Annotated in this window: 15 protein-coding genes; 10 read left to right on the top strand and 5 right to left on the bottom strand. The window is 70.8% G+C overall.

All coding sequences use genetic code 11. From position 1 onward, the window contains the following. The first annotated feature begins 24 nt into the window (after window positions 1–24). On the top strand, window positions 25–603 hold the full coding sequence (locus FVE25_RS32105) for a C40 family peptidase (protein ID WP_157250859.1): 579 nt from the start codon (window positions 25–27) through the stop codon (window positions 601–603). Window positions 604–836: 233 nt separating this feature from the next. Here the strand turns inward: FVE25_RS32105 and FVE25_RS32100 are convergent, their stop codons facing one another. Continuing rightward, entirely contained in the window at window positions 837–2,057 is a 1,221-nt protein-coding gene (locus FVE25_RS32100) for an ROK family transcriptional regulator (RefSeq protein ID WP_219825728.1), read from the bottom strand. Between the two features lie 215 nt (window positions 2,058–2,272). Between FVE25_RS32100 and FVE25_RS32095 the strand changes: the two genes are divergently transcribed. The 4 genes from FVE25_RS32095 to FVE25_RS32080 are packed head-to-tail and all read left to right on the top strand — an operon-like array spanning window position 2,273 to window position 6,169. After that, complete coding sequence (locus FVE25_RS32095; protein WP_157250858.1) at window positions 2,273–3,373, top strand: sugar ABC transporter substrate-binding protein; 1,101 nt, start codon at window positions 2,273–2,275, stop codon at window positions 3,371–3,373. Then, complete coding sequence (locus tag FVE25_RS32090; protein ID WP_157250857.1) at window positions 3,374–4,084, top strand: ATP-binding cassette domain-containing protein; 711 nt, start codon at window positions 3,374–3,376, stop codon at window positions 4,082–4,084. It begins immediately after the preceding gene. Window positions 4,085–4,106: 22 nt separating this feature from the next. Then, a complete protein-coding gene (locus FVE25_RS32085) occupies window positions 4,107–5,282 on the top strand; it encodes a sugar ABC transporter permease (RefSeq protein WP_157250856.1) in 1,176 nt (391 codons plus the stop codon). Continuing rightward, window positions 5,279–6,169: an ROK family protein gene (locus tag FVE25_RS32080; RefSeq protein ID WP_157250855.1), complete on the top strand. Its 891-nt coding sequence runs from the start codon at window positions 5,279–5,281 to the stop codon at window positions 6,167–6,169. Before FVE25_RS32085 ends, FVE25_RS32080 begins: the two co-directional genes overlap by 4 nt. Window positions 6,170–6,623: 454 nt before the next feature. Here the strand turns inward: FVE25_RS32080 and serA are convergent, their stop codons facing one another. Continuing rightward, a complete protein-coding gene (gene serA / locus FVE25_RS32075) occupies window positions 6,624–8,213 on the bottom strand; it encodes a phosphoglycerate dehydrogenase (protein ID WP_157250854.1) in 1,590 nt (529 codons plus the stop codon). 344 nt (window positions 8,214–8,557) lie between these two features. On the opposite strand from serA, the gene FVE25_RS32070 reads away from it, so the two are divergent. The 3 genes from FVE25_RS32070 (at window position 8,558) to FVE25_RS32060 (ending at window position 12,334) form a co-directional block, all read left to right on the top strand. Beyond that, the gene (locus FVE25_RS32070) at window positions 8,558–9,424 is read left to right on the top strand and encodes a hypothetical protein (protein ID WP_157250853.1); all 867 of its coding nucleotides are present in this window, start codon (window positions 8,558–8,560) and stop codon (window positions 9,422–9,424) included. Window positions 9,425–10,241: 817 nt separating this feature from the next. Further along, window positions 10,242–11,621, top strand: a complete 1,380-nt coding sequence (locus tag FVE25_RS32065; protein ID WP_157250852.1) for an MFS transporter — start codon at window positions 10,242–10,244, stop codon at window positions 11,619–11,621. Then, window positions 11,579–12,334 carry a class I SAM-dependent methyltransferase gene (locus FVE25_RS32060; RefSeq protein ID WP_157250851.1) on the top strand — a complete coding sequence of 252 codons (756 nt, stop codon included), beginning with the start codon at window positions 11,579–11,581 and terminating at the stop codon, window positions 12,332–12,334. Before FVE25_RS32065 ends, FVE25_RS32060 begins: the two co-directional genes overlap by 43 nt. 291 nt (window positions 12,335–12,625) lie before the next feature. Here FVE25_RS32060 and FVE25_RS32055 read toward each other — a convergent pair whose 3' ends face one another. Genes FVE25_RS32055 through FVE25_RS32045 form a run of 3 tightly spaced genes read right to left on the bottom strand, consistent with a single transcriptional unit; the run spans window position 12,626 to window position 16,397 of the window. Further along, window positions 12,626–15,211: an FtsX-like permease family protein gene (locus tag FVE25_RS32055; RefSeq protein WP_157250850.1), complete on the bottom strand. Its 2,586-nt coding sequence runs from the start codon at window positions 15,209–15,211 to the stop codon at window positions 12,626–12,628. Then, on the bottom strand, window positions 15,208–15,888 hold the full coding sequence (locus tag FVE25_RS32050; RefSeq protein ID WP_157250849.1) for an ABC transporter ATP-binding protein: 681 nt from the start codon (window positions 15,886–15,888) through the stop codon (window positions 15,208–15,210). Before FVE25_RS32050 ends, FVE25_RS32055 begins: the two co-directional genes overlap by 4 nt. Beyond that, window positions 15,885–16,397 carry a PadR family transcriptional regulator gene (locus FVE25_RS32045; RefSeq protein ID WP_157250848.1) on the bottom strand — a complete coding sequence of 171 codons (513 nt, stop codon included), beginning with the start codon at window positions 16,395–16,397 and terminating at the stop codon, window positions 15,885–15,887. Before FVE25_RS32045 ends, FVE25_RS32050 begins: the two co-directional genes overlap by 4 nt. A gap of 88 nt (window positions 16,398–16,485) precedes the next feature. Here FVE25_RS32045 and FVE25_RS32040 point away from each other — a divergent pair, with 88 nt between their 5' ends. Together FVE25_RS32040 and dacB are read left to right on the top strand one after the other, a co-directional pair. Beyond that, window positions 16,486–17,037, top strand: coding sequence for an FHA domain-containing protein (locus FVE25_RS32040; RefSeq protein WP_157250847.1), 552 nt, complete (start codon window positions 16,486–16,488; stop codon window positions 17,035–17,037). A 99-nt stretch (window positions 17,038–17,136) separates the two neighbouring features. After that, window positions 17,137–18,684 carry a D-alanyl-D-alanine carboxypeptidase/D-alanyl-D-alanine endopeptidase gene (gene dacB / locus FVE25_RS32035; RefSeq protein ID WP_157250846.1) on the top strand — a complete coding sequence of 516 codons (1,548 nt, stop codon included), beginning with the start codon at window positions 17,137–17,139 and terminating at the stop codon, window positions 18,682–18,684. Window positions 18,685–18,700 lie beyond the last annotated feature (16 nt).

Below are 18,700 nucleotides of genomic sequence, written 5' to 3'. Positions count from 1 at the left end.
ATCATCGCGACCGCCGCTCTCTTCGTGATCACGGGAGCCACGGCGGCCACCATCACCTCCCCCGCATCCGCCACGCCGAACACCCCCACCACCCCCGCACCCACCACGCCGAGCACCCCCGTCACCCCCGACGACCAGACCGTCCAGCAGGAGCCGGCCGAGAAGCCCGCCTGGAAGCAGGCCCTCTCCTACGCCATGGACAAGCGCGGCACCCCCTACGTCTGGGGCGGTGCCAGCAAGCGCGGCTATGACTGCTCGGGCCTCATGCTGCGGGCCTACGAATCCGCCGGCATCGAACTCCCGCGCACCGCCGCGCAGCAGTACCGGGCGTTCGACAAGAAGATCACCTGGAAGAACCTGAAGCCCGGCGACCTGGTCTTCTTCTCCGGCCTGGGCCACGTGGGCATGATCTCCAAGCGCGGTTTCATGGTTCACTCGCCGCGTTCGGGCGACGTGGTCAAGGAGGAACGCCTCAGTTCCTGGCGCCGCCAGTCCTTCGTCGGCGCCGTCCGCCCCGACCCGAAGGGCGTCAAGCACACGGCCCAGCTGAAGAAGCTCGGCCGCGCGCCCGCCCCATCCCTGCCGATCGCAACGCTGCTCTAGTCAGTACGGCTCAGGTCAGTGCCGCTCTAGTCAGTACGGCGAAGCCGGCGTAACGCCACCCACCGCACGCGGATCCGCCCGTCCAGGAAACGGTCGTCCAGCGGGGGTGGCGTGCCGCCGTTACGAGCGCCCCGCCGGCCGGCCAAGGCAATCCCCTCAGCCACACAAGCTCCCGGCCAAGGCACCCCCTAGCCACCCGGTTGCCCGATCAGCGCCTGCCGGAAGACCGCCGGTCACGCCATGCGGGCAGTGAAGATCAGGTCCCAGGCGCGGGCCTGGGCGTGGGCCACGGCGCCCAGGAGGACCCCACTGTCCCCCAAAGCGCTGGCCACGACCGTGGGCCGGAGGGGGCCGAGTTCGGCTATCCGGGTTTCGAGGGCGGTGCCGAGGAGGTCCAGGTTGTGGCCTACGCCGCCGGTCAGCACGATCACCTCCGGGTCGAGGACGGCGGCCACGGCCACCAGGAGTCCGCCGATCCGGCGCCCCTCCGCCGTGACCACCGAGAGGGCGGCGGCGTCCCCGCGCTCGGCGGCGGCGAAGATCTCCTTGGCCGTGCCCAGCGACAGCCCGGCCGCCCGGGCCGCGCGCACCACGCCGGGGGCGGCGGCGACGGTTTCGGTCGCCCCGTGTTCCCGCATGTCGGCGTCGGCCGGACGGGGCCCGGGCCCGCCGGCGGCGTGCTGGGCGGTGTCGTCGGCGGAGTGCGGGGTGGCGTCGTCGGTGGCGGGCAGGTAGGACACTTCGCCGGCCGCCCCTCGTGCCCCGACGTACAACTCGCCGTTGACCACGATCCCCATCCCGACGCCGGTGCCGATGGACACCAGCGCGAAGTTGGACTTACCCCGCCCTTCCCCATAAACATGCTCGCCCACGGCGGCCAGGTTGATGTCGTTCTCGATGACCAGATCGACGGCGAGCGCCGCCCGCAGCCGGTCGGCCAGGTCCGGGCCGGGCAGGTTCGGCGCGAAGTCCAGCCGCCCGGCCCCCGGGTCGTACACACCGGGCGAACCCACGACGGCGCAGGTGATCGCCGACCAGTCCAGCTCGGCTTCCCTGGCCGCCGCCCGCGCGAGTTCGCCGACCAGCTCACCGAGTTCGGCCGAGGTCCGCGCGGTGTTCCGCCCGTCGGTACGGCCGGCGAACGCCCCCCGGAGGTCGGCCACCGCCACCCTGATCCAGTCGTGCCCGATGTCGATCCCGGCCACGTGGGCGGAAGCGGCGTTGACGTCGTAGAGCGAGGTGATGGGCCCCGGTCGCCCGGACACCTCTCCGACCAGGTGAACCAGCCCGTCCTCCGCCAGCCCGGCGAGCGCGGCGGAGACCGTGGGCTTGGACAGCCCGGTGACCTTGGCGAGGTCGGCCCTGGAGGCGGGGCCCTCGCGATGGAGCTGATCAAGTAGCCGTCGTTCGTTCATGACCCGCAACAGACGCGGGTTTCCCAGCTCGCTTCGCACCGTGACCTCCCCTTCCCGGCAGACTCTAGCCAACGCGGCGGATAGTAAATTACCTTTCTTACCAACTAGCCCCTTGATCCACCACGGACGTCCAGCCGGTTCCCCGGGCGAGCCAAGAGATCACACCCCAACCCGGAAGCAGCCGCGCCGGCCCTCTCCGCCCGGACGGAGACCAAGGCCCCGGCCCGAAGGCTGCACGAGAGGAACGATGCGCGATGCACCGAGCAGTGATGGCCCCCGTCGCCGCCGCGATCATGCTGCTGGCCGGATGCGGCACCGGCGGGGGTACCACGGCCAGCGCCCAACCATCCACCGCCGGACAACCCGCCCAGTCCGCCAAGAAGATCGCCCTCTTCTTACCCGAGTCGAAGACCACCCGCTACGAGGCGTTCGACCGCCCGCTGTTCGAGGCCAAGGTGAAGGAGCTCTGCGCCGCCTGCGAGATCCTTTACAGCAACGCCGACCAGGATGCCGCCAAGCAGCAGCAACAGGTCGAAGCGGCCATCACGCAGGGCGCGAACGTGCTGGTTCTGGACGCGGTGGACGCGGCCGCCGTGGCGCCGCTGGTCAACCAGGCGAAGCAGAAGCAGATCCCGGTCATCGCCTATGACCGGTTGATCTCGGGCATCGACTACGCGTACTACGTGTCGTTCAACAATGTCCGGGTCGGCGAGATGCAGGGCCAGGCGCTGCTGGACGCGCTCGACGCCCGGGGGACGACGGCCAAGGGCGAGATCGTGATGATCCACGGCTCGCCGACGGACCCGAGTTCGGCCGACTACAAGAAGGGCGCCAAGAGCGTCCTGGACGGCAAGGTCACGGTGGGCCGGGAGTTCGACACGCCGGACTGGAGCCCGGACAAGGCGCAGCAGCAGATGGAGCAGGCGATCACCGCGCTGGGCCGGGACAAGATCGTGGGTGTGCTCAGCGCCAACGACGGAATGGCGGGCGGCGCGATCGCGGCGATGAAGCGAGCCGGGTACAAGACGCTGCCGCCGATCACCGGGCAGGACGCGGAACTCGCCGCCATTCACCGCATTCTCACCGGCGAGCAGCACATGACCATATATCTGAACATCAGGGCCGAAGCCGAAAAGTCCGCCGAACTCGCCGTCGCCCTCGTCAACGGCCAGTCCCCCACGGCTCCGGCCAAGGTCAGCAACGGCACCGCCGACATCCCGGCCTTCCTCCTCGACCCGATCCCGGTCACCGCCGACAAGGTCAAGGACACGATCGTGAAGGACAAGTTCTACACCGTCGACCAGATCTGCACCGCCGAGGTCAAGGCGGCCTGCGAGAAGAACGGCATCCAGTAGATGATCTCAGCCTCGGGGATCACCAAGCGGTACGGCGCGGTCCAGGCCCTCGACGGAGCGAGCCTGGACCTGCGCCCCGGCGAAGTCGTCGCGCTCATGGGCGACAACGGCGCGGGCAAGTCCACCCTGGTCAAGGCCATCTCGGGCGTGGTGCTCCCGGACGCCGGCTCGATCACGATGGACGGCCGGCAGGTGCGGATCACTGGCCCCCGCGACGCGCAGGCGCTCGGCATCGCCACCGTCTACCAGGACCTGGCGCTCTGCGAGAACCTCGACGTCGTCGGCAACCTCTTCCTCGGCAACGAAAGCCGCCTCCTCCGCCACATCAGCATGGAACGCCGCACCCGCGACCTTCTTTCCCAGCTCGACGTGCGCATCCGCGACATCCGGGTGCCGGTGGCGATGCTCTCGGGCGGCCAGCGCCAGTCGGTGGCGATCGCGCGGGCCCTGCTGGGCGAGCCGCGCCTGGTCATCCTGGACGAGCCGACCGCCGCGCTGGGCGTGGAGCAGACCGCGCAGGTGCTCGCGCTCATCGGCCGCCTGCGCGAGCGCGGGCTGGCGGTGCTGGTCATCTCGCACAACCTCGCCGACGTGCGGGCGGTGAGCGACCGGGTCGTGGTGCTGCGCCTGGGACGCAACGCCGGAGTCTTCGGTACGGCTACCGCCACCCGGGAAGAGATCGTCGCCGCCATCACAGGAGCGAACGCATGACCACCTCCACAGAAGGCACCGCATGAACCCGGACACCACACTGCGCAAGCCGTACTCCCCGATCACGCTCACGCAGGGCGACATCGGCGCCTGGCCGGTGGTCGGTGCGCTCATCGCGATCGCGATCATCTTCAGCACCCTCAACGACCGTTTCCTGTCCGCGCAGAACCTCACCACGCTGGCCCTCCAGATGGCCGCCACCGGCACGATCGCGCTCGGCATCGTCATGGTGCTGCTGCTGGGCGAGATCGACCTGTCGGCCGGGTCGGTCAGCGGCCTCTGCGCGACGATCATGACGATCGTCAGCGTGAAGCAGGGCTGGCATCCGCTCCCGGCGATCCTGGTGGCGCTGCTGGCGGGGACGGCGATCGGCCTGCTGCACGGGCTGATGCTGACCCGGCTGCGGATGCCGTCGTTCGTGATCACGCTGGCCGGGCTCATGGGCTGGCAGGGCCTGCTGCTCTACCTGCTGCGGGAGGGCGGGACGATCAACCTGCCGTTCACCGGATTCATCTCCAAGCTGAGCGACACCTGGTTGCCGGGCTGGCTGTCGTGGCTGGTCGTGGCCGGGCTGGTGATCGTCTCCGGCGGGGCGGGCCTGCTGAACCGGGCCGCCCGCGTCAAGGCCGGGCTGCCGGCGCCGCCCGCGTGGTGGCCGCCGGTCCGCGCCGCCGGGCTCGGGGTGCTGCTGGGCGCCGCCGTACTGATCATGTCGGCCGATCGCGGCGTGCCGTTGCTGCTGGTCATCTTCGGCACGCTGGTCGCCGGCTTCGACCTCGTGCTCCGGCACACGGCCTTCGGCCGCCACGTCTACGCGGTCGGCGGCAACGCCGAGGCGGCGCGGCGGGCCGGCATCAACGTGGCCAGGATCCGGGTGCTGGCGTTCATGCTGGCATCGACGCTCGCGGCGGCGGGCGGGATCCTGGCCGCCAGCCGCCTGTCCGCGGTCAACCAGCAGTCGGGCGGCAGCGACGTGCTGCTCATGGCCATCGCGGCGGCGGTGATCGGCGGCACCTCGCTGTTCGGCGGGCGCGGACGGGCCTACGCCGCGCTGCTGGGGGTCCTGGTGATCCAGTCGATCACCAGCGGTATGTTCCTGCTCAGCGTGGACTCCTCGGTCCGCCTCATGGTCACGGCCGCGGTGCTCGCCCTGGCCGTCGCCATCGACTCACTCGCCAGAAAGGGTCCCATCAGGTGAGCCAGGTGCTGGGCATCGACATCGGCGGCACGAAGATCGCGGTGGGGGTCTCGGGCGCCGACGGGCCCGAGATCGCCGCGCGCGAACGCCTGGACACCGGCCCCGGCACGCTCGCGCGCGCCCTGGCCGCGGGCCGCCGCCTCGACAGCGCCCCGGCCGCGGTGGGTTTCTCCACCACGGGGGTGATCCGCGATGGTGTGGTACGGCTGTCGCCGAACGTCCCGGGCTGGGATGGTCTGGAGCTCCCGAGGCTGCTGGCCGAGGAGTACGGCGACATTCCGGTGGCCATCGACAACGACGTCAACGCCGCGGCCGCCGCCGAACTGCGCTGGGGCGCGCTGCGCGGCGTGTCCACCGCCGTCTACCTGAACCTGGGCACGGGTCTGGCGGCCGCCCTGATCGTCGGCGGCCAGGTGATCCCGGGCGCGCACGGCGCCGCGGGCGAAATCGGCTACCTCCAGGTGGAACCCGGCGAACCCGCCTTCGCCGACGGCCACGTGCCGCTGGAGGAGCGCGTCTCGGGCAGCGGCCTCGCGCGTCGCGCCGCGGCCCTCCTCGGCCGCCCCACCACCACCGCCGAACTCCTGACCCGCTACGCGCCGACGGCGGCCAACGGGCATGTGTCAGGCCCGGATGCGGCGGTGCGCGACCTGGTCGCCGGAACTCTGCGGCTGCTGGCGGCCAGCGTGGCCAACCTGTGCGTCACCCTGGATCCCGAACGCCTGGTGATCGGAGGCGGCATGATGGGCGCCGCCGACGTGATCATGCCGGGCATCCTGGCAGAGGTACGGCGGGCCGTACCCTTTGCTCCCGAGGTGCGGCAGGCGCGGTTCACCGACGACGCGCCGCTGCTGGGCGCCCTCGCCCTGGCGCACGCGGCGCTCTAGCGAGGGCGAGGCCCAGAGGGGTTCAGCGGGAGGGGGCGCCACCGTTGTCGCGGCGGTCGAGGGCGAACTGCACGGCCTCGGCCGCCTCGTCCTCGTGCTCGTCGGTACCGTTCCAGGGATACATCTCGTACATGGTGCGACTCGTCTCATGTTCGCGGGCGGACTACTCCAGGGGAGTCAGATCCCGGTCACGGACCCGACCGGGCCTGCTCTCGCCGATCCGGGTCGCGGATCTGGCGGACAGGGACTTACCGGCCGACGCAACGCCGCTCACCACGACGGGGAGTCGACCTGCCCTAACAGGCCCCGCCGCGGCAGGTAATAAGTACGAGAACCTGGCGCATCATCGACAGCCTAACCCGAGGATCTGCTTGGATGTCCTAGCTTCTCGCATGCTGAGACGGAAAATGCGGCTGCCATGGAATGTCCACGGCAGCCGCATTCAGGCGGCGGGTCAGTCCTCGAGGTCCACCGAGCGGCCGCTGTCGGCGCCGATCTCCTCGACGATCTGCTCCACGACGTCGGCCGGGATGCCCGAGTCGACGGTCAGCGCGATGAGCGCCTTGCCGCCCTTGGCGTCCCGGGCCACCTGCATCGAGGCGATGTTGATGCCCTGCTCGCCGAGGATGCGGCCGACCACGCCGACGATGCCGGGGCGGTCGGTGTAGGTGAAGAACGACAGGTGCGCGGTCGGCTCGATCTCCATCTCGTAGCCGTTGACCTCGACGATCTTCGTGACCTGGCGCGGGCCGGACAGCGTGCCCGAGACCGAGACCTGGCGGCCGTCGGCCAGGACGCCGCGCACGGTGATGACGTTGCGCCAGTCGGGGCTCTCGGCGCTGGTGACCAGCTCGACGTGGATGCCGCGGTCCTTGGCCAGCAGCGGGGCGTTGACGTAGGTGACCTGCTCCTCGATCACGTCGGCGAAGACGCCCTTGAGCGCGGCCAGCTCGACCACCCGCACGTCCTGGGCGGCGATCTCACCGCGCACCTCGACGTCGAGCTTGGTGGCCACCTCGCCGGCCAGCGCCGTGAACACGCGGCCCAGCTTCTCGGCCAGCGGCAGGCCCGGCTTGACGTCCTCGGCCACCGCGCCGCCCTGGACGTTGACCGCGTCCGGCACGAACTCGCCCGCCAGCGCCAGCTTCACGCTGCGCGCGACCTGCGTGCCCGCCTTCTCCTGCGCCTCGTGCGTGGAGGCGCCGAGGTGCGGGGTGGCGACGACCTGGTCCAGCTCGAACAGCGGGCTGTCGGTGCACGGCTCCTTGGCGAACACGTCGAGGCCGGCGCCCGCCACCCGCCCCTCCTTGATCGCGGAGTAGAGGGCGCCCTCGTCCACGATGCCGCCGCGGGCCACGTTGATGATCCGCACGCTCGGCTTGACCTCGTGCAGCTCCTTGTCGCCGATGAGACCGAGCGTCTCCTTCGACTTCGGCAGGTGCACGGTGATGAAGTCGGCCTGCTTGATCGCCTCATCCAGGCTGACCAGCTTCACACCCATCTGGGCGGCGCGGGCCGGCGGCAGGTACGGGTCGTAGGCGATCAGCTCGACGCCGAACGGCTGCAGCCGCTGCGCCACGAGCTGGCCGATCTTGCCGAGGCCCAGGATGGCCACGACCTTCTCGTCGAGCTCGACACCGGTGTACTTGGAACGTTTCCACTCGCCGTTCTTCAGCGCGGCGTGGGCCTGGGCGGTGTTGCGGGCGCTGGCCAGGATGAGCGCGATCGTCTGCTCGGCGGCGCTGGTGATGTTGGAGGTCGGCGCGTTGACCACCATGACACCGGCCTTGGTGGCCGACTCCACGTCCACGTTGTCGAGGCCGACCCCGGCGCGGGCGACCACGCGCAGCTTGGGCGCGGCGGCGATGGCCTCGGCGTCCACCTGGGTGGCGGACCTCACGATGAGCGCGTCCACATCGGCGATGGCGGGCAGAAGCTGGGAGCGATCGGCGCCGTCGGTGTGGCGGACCTCGAAGTCCGCAGCGAGTACGGCGAGGCCGGCTTCGGACAGCTCCTCAGCGACCAGGACGACGGGCTTGTTCACAGTGGATCCTTAGGGGCATGCGGCGGGCTCGGGGAGGGGCACGGCAGCGGGCCCCTCGGGATCCCTCAGAGTGTATCCGCGCTTGTGAACGCGTTCACGAGGGTCCCGCGATCTGAGACGTACGGCACGCCGTACCAACAAGTGAGGACCCCAGCTTGGGCCCCACGCATCCCCGTCCGGAGCGGGAAAGGCGAGGTGAATGGGGACAAAGGGCCGGCACGGCACCCGGGACGAGTACCCCGCCGAGGGCAAAGTCATCCATGCCGGGCACATCTTTGTCTTGATCGGGAGATTTATTCGCTATTAGCCTGATAAGCCGTGGCCAACTACCTATGGTTCGTCATATGAGCATCGGGAACCCCGCTCTCGCCGACGTGCTCGCCCGGCATGGCAGTCCGCATCGCCTGCTCGGCGCCCTCGCTGACAGTGGAGTCCTGGTTGCCGTGCGGCCAGACCGATCGGTCGTGCTCGGCACGACGCAGGCAGGTGACCGAGTGCTGCTCGGGTACACCAGCCCGATGACCTACGCCCGGCATCGAGGCAGCCACTCTCTGTCGGCGTGCGACGCCGACACCATCCTGGACATCCAGCGGGTCACCGGAGTACGGGAGATCGTGATCGATGCCGCCGGGCCAGCGGCGGCAGCCGTACCGATCGACGATCTTCAACGCTTCCTCCGCACCACCAGAACAGGGCCCACCCCCGTGCTGTCGGCGGCCGTTCCCGCGGCCTACGCGACCGGGGCGATGGCGACGGTCTCACGCGGCGGCGACATGTTCCGTCCCGCGCCCAAGACCTCCCCGCTGATGCCGGAAACACCCGTCCAGCCGTGGATCCCCGCGCCGCGCCCGCACCTGTCGGGCCCCATGCAACAGGTGGACCCCGGCTACCGGCGCTGCACCCATCCCATCCTGCCCGCCCTGCGCCAGGCGATCGCGCAACTGCTGGCCGACTACCCGCTGGTTCACCACGTGTGGATCTCGGAGGCGCGCACCGCGTCCGGGGTGCCGGGGATCATGTTGCACGTGAAGGTGCACATGTCGGCGGCCGAGGACGTGGTACGCGACCTGCACCGGGGAGCTCGCGCCCGCCTGCCGCAGTTCGCCGCCAGCGGGGCGCCGATCCTGATGGCGCGGGTGGCGGACGCGCGCAGCGAACAACGCATGGTGGAAATCGGCGCCCACGTGGTCTGCGCCGACGTCACCGACTAACCCACCCGACACTGGCTCAACCCCGCCGCCCGGGACCCTCACCAACAGGTCCCCGGGCGCCACGGTCCTTCCGGCCCGGACCCGCCAATGTCCCGGACGCCTCGGTCCTCCATGCCGTCAACCCCGCACTCACCCCAGGCTCCCCCGCACCACCGCCCATCCCGCGCACCCCTTTCGGGCGGCAACTTCCCCCGGCAGGTTCCCCTGGGGGAGGTGCCCGCGGGGCAGGTGCCCCCGAGGCAGGGCGCCCCCGGGAAAGGTGCCCGAGGTGGCGCCCGGCGACTGCGGCCGGGAGTTCCGGGCGGTCCGGCGGCAGGCCGCCTTCCAGGCGCCGAAGGCATGCCTAGCCAGGCTGCCCACCCTAAAGTGGCCAACCCCCAGAGGCCCAACCCCAGACGCCCACCCTCAAGCACCCGCCCTCAGGCGCCCAACCCCAGGCGCCCAACCCCAGACGCCCACCCTCAGGCGGCCAGCCTCAGACGCCCACCCTCAAGCACCCGCCCTCAGGCGCCCAACCCCAGACGCCCAACCCCAGACGCCCAACCCCAGACGCCCACCCTCAGGCGGCCAGCCTCAGACGCCCACCCTCAAGCACCCGCCCTCAGGCGGCCAGCCTCAGGCGGCCACTTCTCCGGGGCAGGTGCCCGAGAGGGCGTCCGGCGGCTGGCGGACGGGGGTGGCGGGGCATCCGGCGGCGGGCCGGTCTCTCGATGCCAGAGGTGCCCCTTGCCAAGGTGGGCCGGGGCTCCCGGGTTGGTTGAGGTGGACTCGTGTTTGGGTCTTATCGAGCAAGGGCTCGGTAGGTTTGAATGAGGGCATGATCGCACCGGTGGTGAATGCCCCCACGGTCTCGCGTGGCGTGCGGCTGGGGTATGGCGTCGGGTCGTTCTGTACCGCCACGTTCGCCGCCGTGCCCGGTCTCCTCCTGCTCTACTACATGACCAACTTCATGGCGGTGCCCGCCTGGCTGGCGGGGGCGATCGTGGCCGGGCCGAAGGTGTGGGATCTGGTCATCAACCCGCTGGTCGGCCGCTGGTCGGACCGGACGCGTTCGCGCATGGGACCGCGCCGCCCGTGGCTGCTGGCCGGGGCCGTCACGCTGCCGGTGGCGTTCGTCGCCGTCTTCGCCGGACCGCCGCTGCGCGGGGTGCCCGCCGCCCTCTACATCGGCGTCTGCTTCCTGGTCGCCGCCACCGCCTACGCCCTGTTCGAAGTCCCGTACAAGGCCATGCCGGCCGAGATGACCGACGACTACCACGAGCGCACCTCCCTGCTGCAGTGGCGGATGGTCTTCATCGGCGCCGCCACCGCCGTCAGCGGCATCCTGGCCCCGGCGATCGCCACCGGCGAGGGCGCCAACGGCACGCTGAACAGCTATCGCCTCATGGCGGTGACGATCGCGGTGATCATGCTGGCGGCGATGCTCGGCTCCTTCTTCGGTACGGCCCGCGCCCCCATGACCGGCGCCCCGGAACCCGACGGCGGCAGGCTGTGGGAGCAGTTCGGGGCGGTGCGCAAGAACACGCCCTTCGTCTGGCTCCTCGCGCTGAGTTCCACCCAGATGCTGGCCGTCAGCATGATGCTGGCCGCCGCGCCGTACTTCGCCGGCTACACCCTCGGCAACCCCAAGGCCACCACCACGCTTTTCGCCGTGCTGGTCGGGCCGATGCTGCTGACGATGCCGATCTGGGTGGCGCTGTCGAAGCGGTTGGACAAGCGGGGCGCGATGGTGCTGGGCGCGCTGGTGTACGCGGGCGGGACGGCGCTGGCCGCCGCCACGCCGATCTTCGGCGCCGTCTACGCGCATCTGACCCTGCTGCTGGTCGGGGCGGGCATCGCGGGGGTGCAACTGCTGCAGTTCTCCATGCTGGCCGATGTCGTGGCGGTGGACGCCGCGGTCACCGGCAAGCGGCGAGCGGGGATGTTCACCGGTGTGTGGACCGCGATCGAGAGCGGCGTGGCCTCCTTCGGTGCGTTGATCTTCGGCGTAGTGTTGTCGATCGGCGGGTTCATCGAGTCGGAGCCGAGCCGCCCGGTCGAACAACCGGACGGCGCGATCACCGCGGTGCTCATCGGACAGACCGCCCTGCCTGCCGTGGTCATACTCCTGTCGGTCTTCATGACGCTGAAGTACCGCTTGCCCAAGGATGTCCCGTGGACCGATCAAGCATCCGGCACCAAGCCCGCTACGCGCTGACCCACCCGGACCGGATCCTGCCCCACCTGCGGCGGGTGGCCCGAGACACCTGGCTGCGCCTGCGCACCCACGACCACGTCGGTTACTACCGGGCGGTCATGAAGTCGGACGCCGCCCGCAGCCCCGAGGCGGCCGTCGGCTCCAAGTCTCACAAGCGGTGGATGGCGATGGGCCAGATGCAGTTCGAGTATCTGGTGGAACACGGCCTCCAGCCCGAACATCGCATGCTGGAGATCGGCTGCGGCAACCTGCGGGCGGGACACTGGTTCATCGCCTATCTGGAACCCGGCCACTACCACGGTCTCGACATCTCCCCCGACATCCTCATGGCCGCCCAGGACACGCTCACCACCTACAAACTGCAGGACCGCCTGCCGTACCTGACGCCCGTGCGCGACCTGCGCCTGGCCTTCCTGCCGGACGGCCACTTCGACGTGGTGCACGCGCACAGCGTCTTCTCGCATTCCCCGCTCGAGGTCATCGACGAGTGCCTGGCGCACGTGGGCCGGGTGCTGAAGGCGGACGGATGGTTCGACTTCACCTTCGACCGCACCGACGGCAAGGAACACCAGGTGCTGCGGGAGGACTTCTACTACCGCACCGAGACCCTCGTCGCCATGGCCGACCGGCACGGCCTGGACGCCGTCTTCATGACCGACTGGGAGCACCTGCCCCACAAGCAGTCGAAGATCCGGGTGACCCGCCGCTGCTAGCCGTCGTCGGCTTCCTTCGGAGGCGGGGGCTGCCGGCCGGAGACCTTGAGGGTGAGCGCGTGAACCTCGCGGTCGAGTCCTTCGAGCTTGTCCAGCCGTCGTTCCACATGATCGAAGCGGGTCCGCAGCTCGCCATGGTCCAGATCTGCGCCATGGTCATCATGGTGAAGCCCTCTCCATCCGCCTGTCATCGGCCGATGACTGACTGTGACAGACGGAAGGAGGGGCGAGAGGAATCGAACGAGGTTCTGGGGATACCTCAGGGCGGACGACCCAGGTCTGTGGACAGGGTCAGGTCAGCCGGCGGGCCAGCGTGAGCCGCGTGCGGGCGAAGAGCCCGGACAGCGATGCCGCGATCAACGGCAGGACGAGCACCACCACGGCCAGCAGTTCCCACGGGATGACGATCGGACCCGTCACCGCGGGGCCCAGCTTCCAGTCCCCCTGGTACCGGTATCGGTCCATCAGCGACCAGGCGACGGCGACCCCGGTGACCAGGCCCACCACCAGCCCGACCAGTGAGCCCAGCACCGTGATGTACCCGGCCTGCGCAGCGATGACCAAGCGCCTGGTCGCCGCGGGCGCCCCCACGGCCGACATGGTGTCCAGGTCGCGGCGCATGTCGGCGGCGGCCAGGCCGGTGGCGGCCAAGGTGCCGCCCAGGACCAGGACGAGTGCCGCCACGATCAGCGCGTAGACCAGGGGCGAGCTCCTGTCGGTGTAGCCGGTCTCCGCCTCGACGTTGACCCCCCACGACAGCGTCGCCATCTCCTCGTCGAAGGCGATCGGGTCCTCGACGTCGTGGGCGGCGAAGAGGCTGCGGGTCTCGAGCCGGTACCCGGCCGCGGTGAGCGGGCCGGGCGGGAGCAGGACGCCGCTGAGCACGGGGTCGGCGGCACGCGCCTCGACGGCGGGCAGCCGCAGGGGTTTCTCTTCGGTGGTACCGCTGCTGTCCGCGTCGAACACCACCTCCACATGGCCGCCCCGGACGTAGCCGGGCCCGAAGGCGATCGCCTTGCCCGCTGCCAGGGCCGCCTGCGCCTGGGGATCCTTCTTGCCGAGGAACAGCTCGAGCAGATCCGCCCCGCCGATCCGCAGGTCGTAGAAGAAGCGGCCCGGGATGACGCACCCGTCGCAGAAGAGCGGGTGTTGCGCGGTACTGAACCGGCCGATGCGCCCGTCCTTGTCGCGCGCGTTGAGCGCGGGGACGAAGCGAAGCCCCGGCAGCCGGGCGGCCGCGGCGGCGCGCAGGCCGGCCCAGTTCCGTTCGTCCATGGTGGGCGCCGCCAAGGAGATGGTGCCCCTGGGCAGAGGGGCGCGGTATTCCGCCCGCGCCTTGGCTTCCGAACTGGCGGCCCCGACGCCCACGGCGACCAGCATGGCGGTCACCGCCATGACGGCCGCGGCGGCGGAAGCCGTACGGACGCGGTGGCGGGTGGCGTCGCGGACGGACAGGCGCAGCGGGAGCGGCAGCCGTCCGGCCAGGTCCGCGGTGCGGCTGACTAGCCAGGGCATGAGCGCGACCGAGCCGAGCACGGTCAGGACGGCCGCGGTCATGAGCAGTGCGAGGTCCGTCTGGACCGCCAGATAGGTGGCGGCCAGGCCCACGGCGATGAGTAGCCCGCCGAGCAGCGGTTTGCCGGCCCGTTCGCGGGCGCCGTAGCCGTCGTCGCGGCCGGCGAGCACCTCGGCGGGCGCCTGGCGGGCCGCGCGGAACGCGGGGGCCAGCGCGGCGATGACCCCACTGGCCAGGCCGAGCAGCGCGATGCCCGCCACGTACAGCCACGGCACGTCCAGGGGGCCGACGGGGTTGCCGGCCAGCGGAGCCAGGAGCGAGGGGCCCACCGCGCCCCCGACGAGCCCCAGGATCACGCCGATCGCGGCGGCGAGCCCGCCCAGCAGCAGGCCGTCGGCCAGGACGATCGCCCGCAGATGGTACGGCGAGGCGCCCTGGGCGGCGAGGACCGCCAGTTCCCTGCGGCGGCGGCGCAGGGACACCGCGAAGGCGGGGCCGGCCAGCAGGACGGTCTCCAGCACGATCATGACGATGGCGGCGGCGATGCCCACGGTGTTGGTCACCGCCGCCTGCCTGCCGGAGGAGAACATGGAGTCGTAGGGCAGGTCGGCGGGCGGATCGCTGATGACGGCCCGCGAGGCCACGGCGAGGCGCGCCCGGTTCAGTTTCTCCACCTCGGACCACAGGACCGGCCTGCCTGCGTCGAGGAGCCATCCGGCGCCCTTGCCGTCACTGCGGTCGAAGAGGATCGTGCCCGGCTGGGCGGCCACCATCTCGCTCAACCCGGGTTGGAAGGGATGGGCGAGCACGCCGACGACCTTGACCGGCCGGAGCTCGCGGCTGACGGCCAGCGTGTCGCCCAGCCGTACGCCGTCCTCGGCCATTCCGGCGGAGACCGCGACCTCGCCGGGCGCGGCCGGGAAGCGGCCCGCGACCAGCTCGCGCATGCCGCGCGTCATGGGGTCGCGCAGATCCAGCTCCATCGCGCTCACCGTGTGGTAGGAGGCGCCGATGCGGACGGAGACCGAGCCGTTGTCGTAGGGGATCACCCGGCCTTCGGCCAGCGCGGCTATCTGCTCGGCCGACCGAGGGGCGACCCGCTTCTGGGGTTCCGTGACGGCCCCGTAGCCGGCGGCGTTCTGCTGGACGGGCCCGTCGTGGGTGATGAGCTGGGCGTCGGCGGCGCCCAGCCGGGCGATCAGCCCTTCGCGGAAGCTCACGTTGCTCGTCTCGGACCCGGTCAGTAACCCGGTGAAGACGAACACCGGCAGCGCGATCATCAAGATGACCAGCGCGCTGCGGCCCTTGAACCGCAGGGCGTCGCGGCGCGCGACGCGCAGGGCGGCGCGGAAGGCGCTCACCGGGCACTCTCCAGCGGAACCGCGGTCGAGTCGGCGATCTCCCCGTCGCGTAGGAAGACCACCTGGTCGGCCCAGGCCGCGTACCGGGGTTCGTGGGTGACGAGGAGTACGGCGGCGCCCGCGTCGCAGCGGCTGCGCAGGAGCTGGAGGATGTCGTCACCGGTGGCGGTGTCGACGGCGCCGGTGGGCTCGTCGGCCAGCAGCAGGCGGCGCTCGCCGACGAGGGCGCGGGCGATGGCCACCCGCTGGCGCTGGCCGCCGGAGAGCTCTCCGGGGAAGCGTTCGGCGATGTGGTCGAGGCCGACCTCGGCCAGGACGGCGAGGGCTTCTTCCCTGGCGGCCGGCGCGCGGACGCCATCGAGCTCCCGGGGGAGCATGACGTTCTCGGCGGCCGTGAGCGACGGGATGAGGTTGAGGTCCTGGAAGACGTAGCCGACGCTGCGGCGCCGCAGCGCGGCCAGGTCGGACACCTCGGCCAGGTCGCGGCCCTCGATCTCGACCCGGCCCGAGGTGGCCCGGTCGAGGCCGCCGGCGAGGTTGAGCAGGGTGGATTTGCCGGAGCCCGACGGGCCCATCACCGCGACCAGTTCGCCGGCGGAGACCTCGAGGCTCACCCCCTTGAGCGCGTGCACGCCGTCGTGCACGCGGGTCACGTTCTGCAGACTCACCACGGTCATGCCTTCTTCTCCTTGAGCACGGCCTCGCAGTGGTCCAGCCAGCGCTGTTCCGCCTCGGCCTTGAAGATCGTCGAATCGAGCACGAGCCGCTGCGCCAGCCCGTCGGTCTGGGCGCGTTTGGCCCTGGTCAGGTCCTGGAGGGCGCGCATGGTCGCGGTGCGCTGGGCCACGATGACCCTGGCCACGTCCACGTCCTGCGCGGCGACCGCCATCGCCAGTTTGATCACGAGTTCGTCCCGAGGCCGGTCGGACTGGTCGACGGGGGTGCTGAACCATCGCTCCAGCTCCTCCCGACCGGCCTCGGTGATCGTGTAGACGGCCCGGCCCTGGTCGTCGGCGCCGCCGGGTTCCACCAGGCCGTCACGTTCCATGCGCGAGAGCGTCGTGTAGACCTGGCCGATGTTCAGGGGCCAGGTCGCCCCCGTCGACGCCTCGAACTCCTGCTTGAGCTGGTAGCCGTAGCGGGGCCCCCAGCTGAGGAGTGCCAGCATTCCATGTCTGATGGACATAAATACTGAGTATGCATACTCAGTATGTGATCCACAAGAGATACGCGTATTCTGGACAGGAAACGCCTCCCAGGCCGATACTCAGGGAATGAGCTCGACGCATCCCCCGTTCCGCGCGTCCGACGGGGAACGTGATCGCGCGATCGACGAGCTCCGCGACCGCGCCGTCGAGGGACGAATCTCCCACGACACCTTTGTGGGCAGGGTGGATCAGGCGTTGCGCGCCCAGAACCGCTACGAGCTCGACGAACTGGTCGCCGACCTCCCGCGCAAGCCGACCCTCCGGCAGCGGCTGACCGACGTGGTCTCGGCCGTCTCCGACTTCACCACCCGCGTGCAGGCCGCCTGGCGCCGCCCCCGGCTGCCCCGGCTGGCGCTGCCGGACGACGAGCGCGTCCGCTACGTGGTGGGCCGCGGCTCGGCCTGCGACCTGGTGCTCTCCGACCTCACCGTCTCACGGGTGCACGCCGAGTTGCGGCGCGAGGACGACGGCGCGTGGATGCTGGTGGACCTGGGCTCGCTCAACGGCACCCGGCTGAACGGCTGGCGGCTCGTGGGCCCGGCCAAGGTACGCTCGGGCGACGAGATCTCCTTCGGTGACTGCGGCTTCCTGGTGACGTCCGGTCAGCCCACGGTCTAGCCTCCGCCCAATCTCCGCGAAATACGGATATTTGCGGATTGCAGGACCCGTCCGCTGGTCGATGATCCCAACGAGTCCCCCAGCTCTCTTGGAGATCATATGCGGCGCACCTCCGCCTCCCTCGTCGCTGGCGCGCTCGTCGCGGCCGTTGCGTGGGCGTCCACCCCGACCTCACCGGCCACCGCGCTCGACCCCGCCGTGGGCGTGGCCGACCTGGCCACCGACATCAACAAGATCCTCGCCGACTCGCGCCTCACCATCGCCCGCGCGGGCGTCGTGGTGAAGAGCGCCGCCAACGGCGAGGAGTTGTACGCCACCGACGCCGGCAAGCTCCTCACCCCCGCCTCGAACACCAAGTTGTTCACCGCCGCGGCCGCCGCGGAGACGCTCGGCCTGGACTACCGCTTCACCACCGCGGCCCTGCAGTCCGGGCGCAGGGCGGGCGGGGTGCTCCACGGCGACCTGGTCCTGCGCGGCACCGGCGACCCGACCGCGCTCGCCGAGGACTACGACAAACTGGCCGCCGACGTGGCCGCCAAGGGCGTCAAGCTCGTCACCGGCAAACTCGTCACCGACGACACCTGGTTCGACGGCCAGCGCCTGGGCAACGACTGGTCCTGGGACGACGAGACCGCCTACTACGCCGCGCCCATCTCCGCCCTGACCGCCTCCCCGGACCGCGACTACGACGCCGGCTCGATCATCGTCTCCGTGGCCGCCGCGGGCTCCTCCGTCAAGGTCACCACGACCCCGGAAACCGACTACTTCACGATCGTCAACCGGGCGACGGTAGGCAGCGAGACCGACGTCCTCATCGAACGCCGGCACGGCACCAGAACCGTCGTCATCACCGGCACCGTCGCCGACCCCTACGACGAGTGGGTGGCCGTGGACGACCCCACGAACTACGTGGCCACCCTCTTCCGCAAGTCGCTGGCCAAGCACGGCGTGAAGGTCCTCGGCCCGACGACCGCCGCCGCCACCCCCTCCGGCGCCACCGAGCTGGCCAAGCGCGAGTCGATGCCGCTGCGCGAACTGCTCGTGCCGTTCATGAAGCTCAGCAACAACATCCACGCCGAGATCCTCACCAAGGCGATGGGCCGCAAGGCCGCCGGACAGGGCACCTGGTCGGCGGGCCTCAAGGTCATCACCGACTACGCCAGAGCCAACGGCGCCCAGGTGATCAACGTACGCGACGGCTCCGGTCTCTCCCGCCGCGACGGCTTCAGCCCCGCCTCGATCGCCCAGTTCCTGACCTCGGTGCGCGGCAAGCCCTGGTTCCAGGCGTACTACGACTCCCTGCCCGTCGCCGGCGAGCCCGACCGCCTGGTGGGCGGCACCCTGCGCAGCCGCATGCGCGCCACCCCGGCCGCGGGCAACGTCCGCGCCAAGACCGGCTCCCTGACCGGCGTCACCGCCCTGTCGGGCTACGTCACCAGCGCCGACGGCGAACCGCTGGTCTTCGCCATCATGCTGAACCAGTACCTGTCCGGCTCGCCCAAGGACATCGAGGACAAGATCGCCGTCCGGCTGGCCCAGTTCTCCCGCACCACGGCCACGACCACCGACCTGCGCGCCGCGGCCCCGCCTTCCGGCGGTCCCGCCCAGGACCTCGAGTGCTCCTGGCTCAAGCCCGCCACCTGCTGACTCTCCTTCCTGTACG

Origin of the sequence: Nonomuraea typhae, assembly GCF_009760925.1 — a bacterium.
Classification (GTDB): Bacteria; Actinomycetota; Actinomycetes; order Streptosporangiales; family Streptosporangiaceae; genus Nonomuraea; species Nonomuraea typhae.
The sequence above is the reverse complement of the archived record's forward strand: the minus strand, read 5'-3'. Positions and strand labels throughout refer to the sequence as shown.

What these genes read in the sequence shown, in the direction of transcription:
- FVE25_RS32065 (WP_157250852.1), top strand. Translation starts at nt 10,242, where the DNA reads ATGATCGCACCGGTGGTGAATGCCCCCACGGTCTCGCGTGGCGTGCGG.
- FVE25_RS32085 (WP_157250856.1), top strand. Translation starts at nt 4,107, where the DNA reads ATGAACCCGGACACCACACTGCGCAAGCCGTACTCCCCGATCACGCTC.
- FVE25_RS32090 (WP_157250857.1), top strand. Translation starts at nt 3,374, where the DNA reads ATGATCTCAGCCTCGGGGATCACCAAGCGGTACGGCGCGGTCCAGGCC.
- dacB (WP_157250846.1), top strand. Translation starts at nt 17,137, where the DNA reads ATGCGGCGCACCTCCGCCTCCCTCGTCGCTGGCGCGCTCGTCGCGGCC.
- FVE25_RS32050 (WP_157250849.1), bottom strand. Translation starts at nt 15,888, where the DNA reads ATGACCGTGGTGAGTCTGCAGAACGTGACCCGCGTGCACGACGGCGTG.
- FVE25_RS32095 (WP_157250858.1), top strand. Translation starts at nt 2,273, where the DNA reads ATGCACCGAGCAGTGATGGCCCCCGTCGCCGCCGCGATCATGCTGCTG.
- FVE25_RS32040 (WP_157250847.1), top strand. Translation starts at nt 16,486, where the DNA reads ATGAGCTCGACGCATCCCCCGTTCCGCGCGTCCGACGGGGAACGTGAT.
- FVE25_RS32070 (WP_157250853.1), top strand. Translation starts at nt 8,558, where the DNA reads ATGAGCATCGGGAACCCCGCTCTCGCCGACGTGCTCGCCCGGCATGGC.
- FVE25_RS32045 (WP_157250848.1), bottom strand. Translation starts at nt 16,397, where the DNA reads ATGTCCATCAGACATGGAATGCTGGCACTCCTCAGCTGGGGGCCCCGC.